Below are 14,197 nucleotides of genomic sequence, written 5' to 3' on the forward strand. Positions count from 1 at the left end.
TTTACTGTTATTTAAAGTTAGTTATAATAGATTAAGGTACACTTTAGTTTTAAGATTTTTAATAAAGCAGGTTATTTATCTTCAACTAGTGTTAATAGACGCTTTTTTATCTCTTCAACATTTACATTTTTTTGAAACACCCGTTTCCATTGCAGCTTCAGCAACAGCTGATGCTAATTGGGCAAATACACGGCGTTCAAATGGATTGGGAATTACATAATTGGGATTAAGTACATCGTGTGATTAATCCGGCAATCGCATACACAGATGCCAACTTCATTTCTTCATTGATTTCTTTTGCATGAACATCTAAAGCACTACGTAAAATTCCAGGGGATTCCAAAATATTATTGATTTGAATCGGTAATCAGATCGCCTTGTTCCAACAACTAGTGCTCTGGCTTCTTTTGCATTTTCTGGCATGATTTCTGGTACTGGATTAGCCATGGCAAAAATAATCGGATCAAGGTTCATGGAACGAACCATGTCTTTTGTTACTAAACCAGCCGCTGATACGCCAATAAATACATCCGCTAGTGTCCCGTGTTTTTGTTTTTTATTGGTGATGCGGGCCATTTCTACCTTGAATGGATTCATCCAGACTGGACGTCCATCATATATAATCCCACTTGTATCAAAAATGATGACATCCTTTACCCCCATATGAAGTAAGAGCTTTACAATCGCTACACCTGCGCACCGTTTGATACGACACGTATATCTTCAATGTTTTTGTCAGCAAGTTTAAGAGCATTGATTTATCCGGCAGCAGTTACAATAGCTGTTACATGTTGATCATCATGGAAAATGGGAATATAATTAATGTATTTTTCATCCCTATTTTGAACAAAGTTACTAAAACTATGAGTATAAACTGTTATTCATTTAAAAGAAGGAAACTAGTTGGTTAATGCATCGGGTAAATTTTTAGTATCTCTTTTAACTTTAGGTTATGACTATCGATGCATTTGGAGCGCTAATAGAAATAGTGTGACGCGTAGTCGATCCTGCATTTGAATTGGGGCTAAGCATACGAAGGGCATCAGATAAATTAATTCGACGGTAAGTCTCTGTAACTTGGTCATTTACAGCGAGTCTTTCACGTACCTCAAGCATATGCTCAAGCTCCTCTTCAAGAAGTTCCTTCGACAACCTTAGCGTGTTGAGAACATAATTTTCTACTACTCTATTACTCGTTACACTCACGTCAGCTTTGTCGACACGACCAATCGCAGAATAGGCAATGGTACTAAGAATCCGGCTTTCAGCACTACTGATTGTCTCACGCAGGAACGTGGCCGATAATGGAGGGGAATCTTCGACAATTAAACGAGTTATAGCACGATCATTAATTACCTCTAAGATTTGCTCTGGGTCATCCTCCACCACAACCTCTCGATGCGGGGGCCACACATCCATGTCTGCGTGGTTGCCATGACTTTTTCCAACATGGAATATAAAGCACTCTGGATAAATTCGTACCTTTCCTATTTCATTTCCAAGATTTAATCTATATGAATCATAGAAGTGTGTTATCGTCGCCATCAACAGTCCGCTGGCACCTGTCGCTCCACCGGGGCTACGAACTACAATGCCTATGCGATCCTGATTATGCAACCCGGGGAAAATGTCTTCTAAGGAGGCTAAATAGCCGTCAAGGGTGAATGAGAAATTGTCAGAGCTTATAATTTTCGTAGTATGCATAGTTCCCTCTCCATTCAAAAATATTTAATCAGCAATTATTCAATCGACTAGAAAGCGATTACAAACTAACTTTTTTGTAATGGATAATAAATTCGAAAGAATGCTCTTCCTAAATGATAAAGTCCAATTAAAACCTTCGCTTCCTATCGTCCTGCCTAAATCCGTTTCACCAAAAAAATGAATATGTTTTTAATATGAACATGTTCATATTTAGGAATATATTAACATATGTGATTTTTAAACACAATAATAATTTGAAATATTTTCCGTTCCCACGCACTACGTTTGCACCATTCTATACGATCAGTCAAAGTAAAAAAAACCTTTTAGTCATCGAAACTAGACTAAAAGGTTAATAATATGAAATACTTTCCAACTTAAACTGAACAAACTGAGATAAAACTCAAGATAATTCTAAGGGTTTTTTTAAAGCATTCATTGTTATCTTCCTGACATATCTCATCGTTTCCGCTGCAGCTTCTTCTGGATTATAATCTCTGCGCTTATTTAAGACAGTTGTTAACATTCCGCGCCATATTAAGATAGTCATATTATTTATTTCTTCACTATCATCACTATCTAGATATCCCTCTTCAACAGCTTTTTGCAAAACCGCTTTACTTCTTTTTGAAATGTTATGTTCAAAAATTAAGGGCTTTACTTCATCAGATACTCCTGTTAAATCATTTTGATAAGCTTCGAAATAATTATTTAGTAATTCTTCTGGTTTACTTCCCAAATCTGCATTAAAAATTGCGTTATAAATGTGCGGATTGTTAAATGAGTAGTTACAAAAACATTCCCAACTTAATAAATATTTTTCTACCGAGTTCTTTCCTGTTGTCATGTAAAAAGATAATTCTTTAATATATGGATTAAGAAATCTCATCGAAGCGAAAAAAATTAGATGGGACAGTTCATCAAAATAGTTATATACAGTTGAAGCTGTATACCCTGCAATATCCGCAATCTTTCTTATCGTAACGTTTTCCAAGCCTTCTTCTTCAATTATTTGAGCTGTTGCATCTACAAAATATTTCCACATACGATTCATCTGTATCTCTTTGCGTTTCATAAAATCCCCCTCCATCATCAACCTTTTACAAGAATCAAACAAGTAACCGCTTTATTTTAAACGTAAAATACTTATAAAATCCCTTTAATTATATTTAAAACGGTAAGGGCCCAGTACGTCTAGTTTAAACTGAGCAGAATAGTTTGTATAGGTTTTTAGAAGACCTTCTTCATCATGATATTGATACTGTAGAACCTATTTTTTAATGTATTATGGGTTGTTTTTCCATAGATTTCACTTAGATATTATAGCCACCGTCATTATTTATATATTTTTGTACAACTTATAATTCTTCCTTTTCCATTTTACTCCACATCTCGCAATGAAAAATAGAAAAAAAAATAAATTCCAAATTTTCAGTTTACACTCTCTATTTTTTGTACTATTATTAATTACATGTTCATTTGGTGAACATGTTCATATTGAGAATTTGTTTTTTAAAACTAATTAAAAAAAAGGAGGGGATTATGAAGAATTTGATTTGCTGTTTTTATAAGTTTGTTTATTGATGAAAAGGATTAAGAAGATTCAAATGAGAAATCTATTACCAAAAAATTTTTTTCTTTAGTTTTCACTATTCGCAACGTGCAAATGAGGCAAATCCATATTTATTGCAAAGGCTTTACCTTTATTAAAATCATATATCCAATCTGCGGAAATTCAGCAGCAATGGGTACTTGTAGTGAAAATTAAAGGTAGTAAGGTCTTTTATTTGGGTTAGGTCTTAAATCACATTGACGTCGAACCTAATAATCCAATACATTAATTAGATTGAGCAAAAACCGGAAATCAACGAAATTAATCTATAGATTGTAAACAAACGATGAGGAAAAACATTTTTAATCAATTTATGGATCAGATTATTGGATGCTGATTATTTTTCTTCCCGATTTGGAAGATAAGTTCTTGAATTTAAAGTTTTACTAATTAAGTATATTTTTCCTGATTAGCCTTTGTCATTTGGTAATCTGATAAAATAACTAATGATATCATGGTTCCTAAATTTGAAAGCGATTACCTAAAGAAAAAATCATTATTTATTGGATTTTTAATCGGAATGATAAAATGGAGGGATAAGGTATTTACCTTGAAGGATCAAACAAATGGAAAAATATATTTTAAGATTATTCAACTCTACAAAATTATAATGAAACCGTCTATGTTTCTTGAATTTGAAAAAGGGGATGAAAATATGAACATTTCTAAATCATTATTTGAGAATTCCATCTTAAATACAAAAATCAGAGGAGAGGGGCAATAATATGGCAAAACAAATAGTAAAGCTTGATGATGCTCCACTAAATAAATTTCACTTTAAAATGACAGCCCTAACATTTGGCGGACACTTTACCGATGGATACGTATTAGGATTGATTGGTATCGCTCTCACTTTACTTACACCTCAATTTGACCTTAGTCCGCTTTGGGTCGGTCTTATTGGAACTTCGGCCTTAATTGGGCTCTTTTTAGGAAGTTTAATTCTTGGAAGGATAGCGGATTTAATTGGCAGACAAAAAGTATTTTCCTTAAACTTTATAATTATTATCCTTGCATCCTTTTTACAATTTTTTGCTGACAATGCAGGTGAATTGTTTATTTTGAGGCTACTGCTTGGTTTTGGCCTTGGAGGAGATTATAGCGTAGGACATACAATGCTAGCGGAAATTTTGCCAAGAAAACATCGTGGAGCCATACTCGGGTCATTTAGCGTTATATGGACATTGGGCTTCGTTCTTGCAACTGTCGTGGGATTTTCATTAACTCATATTGGTCCTGAGTCATGGCGTTGGATGCTTTCTTCTGCTACATTGCCAGCAGTGATAATTTTTATCATGCGAATGGGAACTCCCGAATCTCCAAGATGGTTAGTTAATCAAGGCCGTATTGAAGAAGCTAGACAAATTGTAAAGAAATATATTGGACAAAACGTCGAACTTGATGATGAAACACCTGTTAAAACAAAAGCAAGTTATGCTGATTTGTTTAGCAAAAATATGAGAAAACGTACAGCATTTAACTGTATTTTTTACCTTTGTATTATTGTTCCTTATTGGGCAATCTATACCTTTCTTCCATCTATATTAAAAGCCTTGGGGCTACATGGAAACTTTGGTACAGACCTATTATTAAACGGAGTGCTTTTTATAGGTTCAATTCTTGGCATCTTTTTAACAATTAAATTATCTACTAGGGCATTCTTAAACGGATCCTTTATCTTTCTAAGCGTTTCTTTACTCTTACTAAGCCTTTTGCCAACAGGATCTGCCCTTATGATTATTACATTTATCGGTTTCACCTTAATAATGTCAGCAGTCTGTAATCTTACTGCTTCAATTCCTCCGGAGAGTTTTCCAACATCACTTCGTTCTTCAGGAGTGGGATTTGCTACATCAGTTAGCAAGATAGGGTCAGCAATAGGAACCTTTCTTCTTCCTATTAGTATTTCTAAATTCGGGATTCAACCTTCAATGCTTGCACTTACAGCGGTTCTCATCATCGGGACAATTGTATCGTTAGCTTGGGCTCCTGAAACTAAATCACGTTCACTTAGTGATGCAAGTAATACCGATAGTGATGAGGAAAATTCAACCATAATAAAGGCTACTAGAGAGGCATAAGTTTAAAGTAGCAAGGGATAAAAGCCAATAATGTTTTAAAATTTACGACCTAAAATTTCTGTTGGTTCTATCTTGTGTTGGCATTCGCATTCCTATCCACTACATACCTATCGCTCTAACGCAAATCGATACCCCAGAAATGAAAAAAACGCTATTCTTTCTGTAATACGATGGAAAGGATAGTGTTTTTTTATGTGTCATGAGGTTTCAAACGAACCTACTCATTTTAAAGGAATTACAACGAACTTTCTCTCACAAGTCAGTAATGATACTAGTATGGCAATTATGTTATTGATTGAATCCCTTACCCATACAAGTAATTTTACACAGAAGGAGTTCGTTTTATAGTTATTTACTATGCACAGCGAAATTTTATCTTTTGATTAAATCATTGGAACCAGGGATGATAGAAAATATAATTATTCGGAAAATTCAAAACACTAATCTTGCTCGCTAAAAATCTCCATGCTATAGTAAATATGTGGAACAACAAAACTAGATAAATTAAAAAAACTAATCAAGTGGAAAGGTAATCTAAACAATATGAAACTAGTAAACTATAAATTGAATTCAAATGATCCATCTAAATTTGGTGTGAAAACAGATACCGGTATTGTAGACATAGTGAAGGCTTGGGAGGCGGCGAATGAGCCTCAGAATATTCCTCTATCATTAGAACAATGGTTACAAGCAGATGCTGACTCTAAACAACTTTTTCATCACTTTGTGCATTCAAACAAGAATAACAATGATTTCACTATTCAAGAAGACCAGGTTCAATATGGACCATGTGTACCGAAAAGTGCAAAAATTATTTGTGTGGGCCTCAATTATCGAAAGCATGCGGAAGAATCGAATATGGAACCGCCAAAAACCCCTGTACTTTTTAACAAGTATGGTAATTCCCTTGCTGGTCACGAAGAGAAAGTTGAGATTCCTGCAGATGCGAAGCAAGTTGATTTTGAAGCAGAACTTGGCATAGTGATTGGAAAAAAAGCCAAAAATGTATCAAGGGAACGTGCACTAGATTATGTGGCAGGGTATTGCAATGCTAATGATTTATCCGCAAGGGACCTTCAATTCCGTACGAATCAATGGCTATTAGGAAAAGCAATTGATGGGTTTTGTCCGGTTGGGCCGTATCTTGTGACTGCAGAGGAAGTCGGCAATCCAAACCAGTTGAAAATTGAAACGATTGTAAATGGTAAGGTAAGGCAATCTTCCAATACTGCTGACATGATTTTTTATTGCGATGAGATTATTAGTTATATTTCCAACTATATAACCCTAGAGCCAGGTGATTTGATTATCACTGGAACACCTGAAGGAGTCATCCTTGGTCTACCGGAGTATGAACAGGATTGGCTGACAGCAGGAGATGAAATAACCATTAGGATAGAAAAACTTGGTGAGCTGACAAACCAGATGACATTACCATTGGTAAAAAATGAAGTAAAAAAGCATTCAACAATGTAATAGGGGACTTTTAAGAGAATGCTGGGCAAAATTAAAGGGAGAAGTGCATTACTCGCACTTCTCCCTTTTTCCACTATTCTATTAAGCTAGTCTCATTTTAAAATCTTGATAGCCAAATTGCTGCACAACCTGACAATCCCCATCTTTATCTTGAACAGCGATGGCAGGTAATGGCATCCCGTTAAACGTGGTGTTTTTGACCATTGTATAGATCGCCATATCACCGAAAACTAAGCGATCACCGCTCTCTAATGGCTGGTCAAAAGAATAATCGCCGATCACATCTCCTGTAAGACAGGTTTGCCCGCCAAGACGATATGTATATGGCTTTTCTCCGGCTTCTCCTGATCCAAAAAGAGGAGGACGGTAAGGCATTTCCAAGACATCAGGCATATGGCAGGTAGCAGAAGTGTCAAGAATCGCAATCTCTAATCCGTTTTGATGTAAATCAAGTACGGAGGTAATTAAGTACCCAGCATTAAGAGCAATTGCTTCTCCTGGCTCAAGATAAACCTCTAAACCGTATTTATCCTGCATTCTTTTAATGCACGCTTCCAGCCGCGGAATGTCATAATCTTCTCTTGTGATATGATGACCACCGCCAAAGTTGATCCATTCCATTTGCGGAAGAAACTCACCAAACTTTTCTTCGACTGCACTAAGTGTCGTTTCTAAGTCATCAGAGTTTTGCTGACAAAGGGTATGAAAATGCAGCCCTGAAACACCATCCAGCAAATCGGGACGAAAGTGTTCTATCGTGACACCGAACCTTGAACCTGGTGAACAAGGGTCATAGATTTCATGTCCTACTTGAGTAGAACATTGCGGATTGATGCGCAAGCCAACTTTTCTGCCAGCTTGAAGTGCTTTATCTTTAAATTTCTCCAATTGTGAGAAAGAATTGAAAATAATATGATCACAAATTGAGATAATCTCATCGATTTCATCTGCACGGTAGGCAGGGGCAAAGACATGATTCTCTTTGCCCATTTCCTCGTAACCTAGTCGTGCTTCGTACAAACCGCTTGCGGTTGTTCCACTTAGATACTCCCCAATAAGAGGGTAGAATTTTGTCATCGAAAATGCCTTTTGCGCTAAAACAATCTTAGCACCTGTGCGTTTCATGACACCGTTTAGGATTTTGAGATTTTTTTCCACAAGGCCTTCATCAACGACATAACACGGTGTTGGTAATTCTTCAAACCGCATCTTAACGAACAAGCTCCAACTCTTTTGCTTCTTCAGGCAATGCATCAACAAGCACAGGATTAAAATCTTCTACCCATGGAAGGCCCCATTTGTTTAACTCTTCCATGAATGGATCTGGATCAAATTCTTCAATATTGAATACGCCTGGTTTATTCCATTTGCCAGTCATAATCATTGCAGCACCAATCATTGCAGGAACACCGGTTGTATAAGAGATGGCTTGAGAGCCGACTTCTCTATAGCACTCTTGGTGGTCACAAACATTGTATACATAATAGGTTTTATCTTTTCCGTCTTTTTTCCCTTTGAAAATACAGCCGATGTTGGTTTTACCAACTGTACGTGGACCAAGGGAAGCTGGATCTGGTAATACAGCCTTCAAGAATTGAAGTGGAATGATTTGTTGTCCTTCGAATTCAATTGGCTCGATAGAAATCATTCCCACATTTTCAAGGGCTTTTAAGTGTGTAATATAACTTTGGCCAAACGTCATGAAGAAACGGATACGCTTAATCCCTGGGATATTTTGCGCAAGAGATTCAAGCTCTTCATGATATAGCAAATACATATCCTTTTGACCAACTTCAGCGAAGTTATATTCGCGTTTAATTTCCATTGGCTCGGTTTCAACCCATTCACCGTTTTCCCAGTATCTTCCGTTAGCAGAAACCTCACGGATATTGATTTCAGGATTAAAGTTTGTTGCAAATGGATAGCCATGGTCGCCGCCATTGCAGTCAAGAATGTCGATATATTCGATTTCATCAAAATAATGCTTAAGAGCGTAAGCGGAGAATACACCTGTTACACCAGGGTCAAAGCCGCTGCCTAAAAGAGCTGTGATTCCAGCTTTTTCAAAACGCTCACGGTATTCCCACTGCCATTTATATTCAAATTTAGCGGTGTCTTCTGGCTCATAGTTTGCTGTGTCCATATAGTGTGTCTTTGTTGCAAGACAAGCATCCATAATTGTTAAGTCCTGGTATGGTAAAGCTAGGTTCATTACGATATCTGGTTTTACTTCATTAATTAAGGCAATTAATTCATCTACATTGTCAGCATCTACTTGTGCAGTCGTGATTTTTGTTTTACCGCCATCTAATTTCGCTTTTAATTCATCACATTTCGATTTTGTACGACTCGCGATGCAAATCTCTTCAAATACTTCACTGTTTTGTACACATTTATGAATTGCTACTGATGCCACGCCGCCGGCGCCAATAATAAGTGCTTTTCCCATTCTCTTAATCTCCTAACTGGTTAATTTTTTTTAATGCAGAGAGAAATTGAATTCCTCTTAAAATTTCACAACAAAAAAAGCAAGTGAATCATAACGCATAACCGCGCACAACACTTGCTTTAGATATAATCATCAATATTAAAAAAGCATACGTATACCGTAATAGAAATCATACCACTACGATAAAGGTCCTTATAAAATCAGTAAGGAAGCTCTATAATATTCAAAATATATCTTATTAGGATCAGAGTCTATATAGCAAATAATTACTTTTACTACTCTTATTGACCGTTTCACAAGTTGTGTGCATATGCACTGGTTGTAAAGTAACCAACTTATAAAATTTGAGCTTTTAACTCAATCAATAAGGCAACTAAAGTTGCCATTCGGCATTTGACCCGGCTGTCCGTATGGCCTTAACTTCTTGAAGGAAGTGGTCAAAAATTATCTGCTTGGAAAGATCCAGACATATTGAATAACAGCTTTCCAATTTACGCACCTTCAATAATATCAGCAACTATTATAAATGGCAATAAAAAATTCAAAAAAAATGTCGGAAAATATTAGTAGGGAAACCAGTGCATGGTTATTGGGCCATTAAATAGTGGCAGGTGATATAAAAAACTCCCAAAGATCAAAAAAACTGACCCCTTTATGAGGGTCAGTGGTCAATCTAATTATTTATTTCCATAAGGGTCAATCGTTTGAATCGTTCCATCCTCGTTATATTTTAGTTCCGTGTATTTCACAGAACGCTTATGATTCACGCCATCTGATAACGAGCAATCATGATAGAACAGATACCATTTATCATTAAACTGGACAATCGAATGATGTGTGGTCCAGCCAATTACAGGTGTAAGAATTGTCCCTTTGAACACAAATGGACCCTGTGGATTATCACTTACAGCATAAACAATTTTATGCGTGGTACCAGTAGAATAGGATAGATAGTAAAGGCCATTGTATTTATGAACCCATGGTCCTTCAAAATATCTTCGGTCCTCATCACTTGCAAGAATTGGATGACCGTTTTCATCGACAATGGAAATTTCTTTTGGTTCGCTTTTAAAAGTAAGCATATCGTCGCTTAGTTCAGCTACTCTTGGTCCTAAAGCAGGTTCTGCAGCGGCTGGACCTTCAGCATCTGGGATAAAAGTTCCTGTCTGCCATTTTTCTAATTGTCCTCCCCAAAGCCCGCCGAAATAAACATAGGCTTTGTCATCTTCATCCACCAAGACAGCGGGATCAATGCTGAAGCTGCCAGGTATATAATTTTCTTCTGGTGTAAAAGGTCCAGCCGGATTAGGGCTAGTTGCAACGCCAATTCTGAAAATACCCTCTTTATCTCTTGCAGGGAAAAATAAATAATAGGTGTTATTTTTGTAAGCAGCGTCTGGTGCCCAAAGCTGTTTACTTGCCCAAGGGATATCTCTTAAATGAAGAGCTTCTCCGTGGTCTACACATGGTGCACCTGCGTCATCCATGGACAAAATATGGTAATCTTCCATCTTATATTGGTCACCATTATCATTAGATGGCTCATCGTGATCAAGGTCATGAGAAGGATAAATATAAAGCTTACCTTCAAAGACATGTGCGGAAGGATCTGCTGTAAAAATATGCGTAACTAATGGTTCATTGGGCTTTGAGTTTTTCATCATCATATCTCCCCATCAAATAATTTAGAAACATACCATGTTATTATATCCGAAGTTAGATGACTTTGTATATCCAAACAACTAACTTTTTTAATAGCCTATGTTTTTTATTAGTTGTTAACTATTAAGGAAAAATCATTCATATCCATATTTCATTTGTTCCGAGAGTTCATTACAGGATGTTTTGAGAAGATCAATAAATATCTGCAGCTCCGGATCGTTCACACGAGAAATTAAAGTGGAGATACTAATTGCAGCCAGGACCCGGCCCTTCCCGTTGAATATGGGTACAGCAGCACAACGAACACCTTGCTCGTTTTCTTGTTCATCTACTGCATAGCCCTGCTCCGTGACTTTTTCAATTTCTTTTCGAAAAACAGCTTCATTGATGATCGTATTTGCAGTTTGATACTGGTAGTTATAATTTTTTAATAAGTGCTCCAATTCATTAGGGGGTTGATAGGCTAAAAGGACTTTTCCAATCGCAGTAGAGTGGAGGGGGAGTCTTCGGCCAATACGAGAATAACGAATAATTGATTGTTCCCCTTCTACTTTATCTATATACACGCCTTCCCGACCATCCAATATCCCCAGGTGCACTGTTTGCCCCGTTTTGGCAGAAAGATCGAGAAGGTATTTTTTTGCCGTTTTTCTTATATCCATATTGCTGATGACTAAATTCCCTCGTTCAGCTAGTTTCAATCCTAATCTATATTTACCATTATCTGGATTTTGGTCGATATAGGAATACTCATGTAGTGTTTTTAGTAGGGAGTGTACAGTACTTTTATGCAACCCCATCTTTTCACTAATTTCGGTAATTTTTAGCTCCGACTTATGCTCATCAAATAAATCTAGAATCTTCAGAGCCCGTTCAACAGATTGAATAATAGGCATAAATAACTCCTTTTTGTTTTATATTGTAAAATTATATCTTATTATAACAAACATTATGGATTAATAAATGTGGATAAAAAATTTTGAAAAAACAATTTTTAGGTTGTAATGGAATAGGCACAATAAATAAAGATATGCTATAATCAAATCACAGCCAAATAATAAAACTTAGTTTTATATTATAAAACTATAGGTGTACATAAAATCATTACTTGGTAGTAAATAAATTCCTCGGAGGTTACTATGTCATTAAATTCAATATTTGACGAAGGAAATCAATCCCTTTATAGCATAAAGACTCATGGCGCAGGGCCGGAAGGTTCACTTCCACTGACGCCCGAAATGTTAAGAGAACTTCCAAGCGGTGATATTTTTGGTATGACCCAAAATGCCGGAATGGGCTGGGAACCTTCCAAGCTCCTTGGAAAACAGGTGCTGATTATCGGAACATTGGCAGGAATTCGGGATCATGATGGCACTCCCATTGCATTAGGATATCATACTGGAAACTATGAACTAGGATTGCAAATGAGGGCTGCTGCTGAAGAAATTACTAAGCAAGGAGGCGTCCCATTTGCCAGTTTTGTAAGTGATCCATGTGATGGCCGCTCTCAAGGGACAACAGGCATGTTTGACTCCCTTCCATATAGGAATGATGCAGCCCTTGTGATGAGACGCCTAATCCGGTCCATCCCGACAAGACGGGCCGTTATAGGTGTTGCCACCTGTGATAAGGGTCTCCCCGCCGTGATGATTGCCCTGGCATCCATGCATAATCTTCCAACCGTCCTCGTTCCGGGAGGTGCAACACTTCCGCCTACAGATGGGGAAGATGCGGGCAAGGTTCAAACGATTGGTGCAAGGTTTTCAAATGGTGAGCTTTCATTGGAGGATGCCGCAAGACTTGGTTGTGTGGCATGTGGCTCATCCGGTGGTGGTTGTCAGTTCTTAGGAACTGCTGGAACCTCACAAGTGGTTGTGGAAGCACTGGGATTGGCACTGCCGCATTCTGCTTTATCACCGTCTGGCCAGCCTGTTTGGGAAGAAGTCGCGAAACAGTCAGCACGGGCAGCGTTGGAATTGGAAAAGAGAAACATTACTACTAAGGATATTATTACAGATAAAGCAATTGAAAATGCAATGGTGCTTCATGCGGCATTTGGCGGTTCAACCAACTTGCTGCTGCATCTTCCTGCTGTTGCACATGCTGCTGGTTGCAAAATTCCTACTGTAGATGATTGGGAAAGAATTAATAAATTGGTGCCTCGCTTAGTAAATGTATTGCCAAATGGTCCGGATAATCATCCAACCGTTCGTGCTTTCTTAGCTGGAGGAGTACCTGAAGTTATGCTTCATCTAAGGAAATTAGGCCTGTTACATGAAGATGTTCTTACAGTGACAGGGGAAACTCTCGGAGCAAACCTTGATTGGTGGGAAACCTCAGAAAGACGTACGAAATTTAGACAACTATTGGTGGAACATGATGGAATTCAACCAGATGAGGTCATCATGAGTCCAATTCAATCAAAACAACGAGGATTAACCTCAACAGTTACGTTTCCGAAAGGTAACATTGCACCTGAAGGTTCTGTCATAAAATCAACTAGCATTGATCCTTCCGTGGTCGGAGAAGACGGTGTTTATCGTCATACTGGTGAAGCAAAGATTTTTACTTCTGAAAAAGCAGCGATCAGGGCGATTAAAACAGGCGGAATCGAAGCAGGTGACATCATGGTTGTTATGGGTGGAGGACCATTAGGGACTGGAATGGAAGAAACGTATCAATTAACGTCTGCATTAAAACACTTATCTTATGGGAAACATGTTTCCTTACTTACAGATGCACGTTTTTCAGGCGTTTCAACTGGGGCATGTATCGGACATATTGGGCCAGAAGCGTTGGCAGGGGGACCAATTGGTAAATTACGTGATGGAGATGTAATTGAAATTATTATTGACAGAGAACAATTGGTCGGTACTGTTAACTTTATCGGGACAAAGGACAATAGATTGTCGATTGAAGAGGCAACTAGAGTATTAGATGAACGTGGGACACATCCAAGCGTTAAGCCAGATCCTGGCTTACCAGATGATACTCGATTATGGGCTGCACTTCAATCCGCGAGTGGAGGAACTTGGCGAGGTAGTGTTTATGATACTGATCGAATCATTGAAGTATTGAATGCAGGCATGAAAGCATTAGCGGACCAAAAAAAGAAAAAAGTGTGATTAAGTAATTTTTAAGAGAGTAAAAATTTCATTAGATGTATTATAGCTCATTAAACAAATATTTTTATCTTAGCGGGCTCAGGTAAAA

The 14,197-nt window shown here is 37.5% G+C and carries 9 protein-coding genes and 1 pseudogene; 3 read left to right on the top strand and 7 right to left on the bottom strand.

Going from position 1 to position 14,197, the window contains the following annotated elements; genetic code table 11:
- Window positions 1-114: 114 nt before the first annotated feature.
- The 3 genes and pseudogenes from ACE198_RS00475 to ACE198_RS00485 form a co-directional block, all read right to left on the bottom strand.
- Window positions 115-848 (bottom strand): annotated as a pseudogene (locus ACE198_RS00475) (NAD(P)-dependent malic enzyme); the annotation flags it as partial.
- A 97-nt stretch (window positions 849-945) separates the two neighbouring features.
- Complete coding sequence (locus ACE198_RS00480) at window positions 946-1,545, bottom strand: hypothetical protein (RefSeq protein WP_257148600.1); 600 nt, start codon at window positions 1,543-1,545, stop codon at window positions 946-948.
- A gap of 562 nt (window positions 1,546-2,107) precedes the next feature.
- Window positions 2,108-2,779 carry a TetR family transcriptional regulator gene (locus ACE198_RS00485; protein WP_375374299.1) on the bottom strand — a complete coding sequence of 224 codons (672 nt, stop codon included), beginning with the start codon at window positions 2,777-2,779 and terminating at the stop codon, window positions 2,108-2,110.
- Window positions 2,780-4,041: 1,262 nt separating this feature from the next.
- On the opposite strand from ACE198_RS00485, the gene ACE198_RS00490 reads away from it, so the two are divergent.
- Both ACE198_RS00490 and ACE198_RS00495 read left to right on the top strand, forming a co-directional pair.
- Window positions 4,042-5,397, top strand: coding sequence for an MFS transporter (locus ACE198_RS00490; protein ID WP_375374300.1), 1,356 nt, complete (start codon window positions 4,042-4,044; stop codon window positions 5,395-5,397).
- A 543-nt stretch (window positions 5,398-5,940) separates the two neighbouring features.
- Entirely contained in the window at window positions 5,941-6,873 is a 933-nt protein-coding gene (locus ACE198_RS00495; protein WP_375374301.1) for a fumarylacetoacetate hydrolase family protein, read from the top strand.
- Window positions 6,874-6,954: 81 nt separating this feature from the next.
- On the opposite strand, the gene nspC is transcribed toward ACE198_RS00495, so the two are convergent.
- From nspC to ACE198_RS00515, 4 genes are all read right to left on the bottom strand, one after another.
- Window positions 6,955-8,082 carry a carboxynorspermidine decarboxylase gene (nspC, locus tag ACE198_RS00500; RefSeq protein WP_375374483.1) on the bottom strand — a complete coding sequence of 376 codons (1,128 nt, stop codon included), beginning with the start codon at window positions 8,080-8,082 and terminating at the stop codon, window positions 6,955-6,957.
- 1 nt (window position 8,083) lies between these two features.
- Window positions 8,084-9,322, bottom strand: a complete 1,239-nt coding sequence (locus ACE198_RS00505; protein WP_375374302.1) for a saccharopine dehydrogenase family protein — start codon at window positions 9,320-9,322, stop codon at window positions 8,084-8,086.
- Between the two features lie 677 nt (window positions 9,323-9,999).
- Complete coding sequence (locus ACE198_RS00510) at window positions 10,000-10,986, bottom strand: glycoside hydrolase family 43 protein (protein WP_375374303.1); 987 nt, start codon at window positions 10,984-10,986, stop codon at window positions 10,000-10,002.
- A gap of 132 nt (window positions 10,987-11,118) precedes the next feature.
- A complete protein-coding gene (locus ACE198_RS00515) occupies window positions 11,119-11,880 on the bottom strand; it encodes an IclR family transcriptional regulator (protein ID WP_375374304.1) in 762 nt (253 codons plus the stop codon).
- A 243-nt stretch (window positions 11,881-12,123) separates the two neighbouring features.
- Here ACE198_RS00515 and ACE198_RS00520 point away from each other — a divergent pair, with 243 nt between their 5' ends.
- On the top strand, window positions 12,124-14,109 hold the full coding sequence (locus ACE198_RS00520) for a YjhG/YagF family D-xylonate dehydratase (protein WP_375374305.1): 1,986 nt from the start codon (window positions 12,124-12,126) through the stop codon (window positions 14,107-14,109).
- Window positions 14,110-14,197: the final 88 nt, after the last annotated feature.

The organism is Neobacillus sp. KR4-4, assembly GCF_042136325.1.
GTDB lineage: Bacteria > Bacillota > Bacilli > Bacillales > Cytobacillaceae > Neobacillus.

What these genes read in the sequence shown, in the direction of transcription:
- ACE198_RS00490 (WP_375374300.1), top strand. Translation starts at nt 4,042, where the DNA reads ATGGCAAAACAAATAGTAAAGCTTGATGATGCTCCACTAAATAAATTT.
- ACE198_RS00505 (WP_375374302.1), bottom strand. Translation starts at nt 9,322, where the DNA reads ATGGGAAAAGCACTTATTATTGGCGCCGGCGGCGTGGCATCAGTAGCA.
- nspC (WP_375374483.1), bottom strand. Translation starts at nt 8,082, where the DNA reads ATGCGGTTTGAAGAATTACCAACACCGTGTTATGTCGTTGATGAAGGC.
- ACE198_RS00480 (WP_257148600.1), bottom strand. Translation starts at nt 1,545, where the DNA reads ATGGCGACGATAACACACTTCTATGATTCATATAGATTAAATCTTGGA.
- ACE198_RS00510 (WP_375374303.1), bottom strand. Translation starts at nt 10,986, where the DNA reads ATGATGAAAAACTCAAAGCCCAATGAACCATTAGTTACGCATATTTTT.
- ACE198_RS00495 (WP_375374301.1), top strand. Translation starts at nt 5,941, where the DNA reads ATGAAACTAGTAAACTATAAATTGAATTCAAATGATCCATCTAAATTT.
- ACE198_RS00485 (WP_375374299.1), bottom strand. Translation starts at nt 2,779, where the DNA reads ATGAAACGCAAAGAGATACAGATGAATCGTATGTGGAAATATTTTGTA.
- ACE198_RS00515 (WP_375374304.1), bottom strand. Translation starts at nt 11,880, where the DNA reads ATGCCTATTATTCAATCTGTTGAACGGGCTCTGAAGATTCTAGATTTA.
- ACE198_RS00520 (WP_375374305.1), top strand. Translation starts at nt 12,124, where the DNA reads ATGTCATTAAATTCAATATTTGACGAAGGAAATCAATCCCTTTATAGC.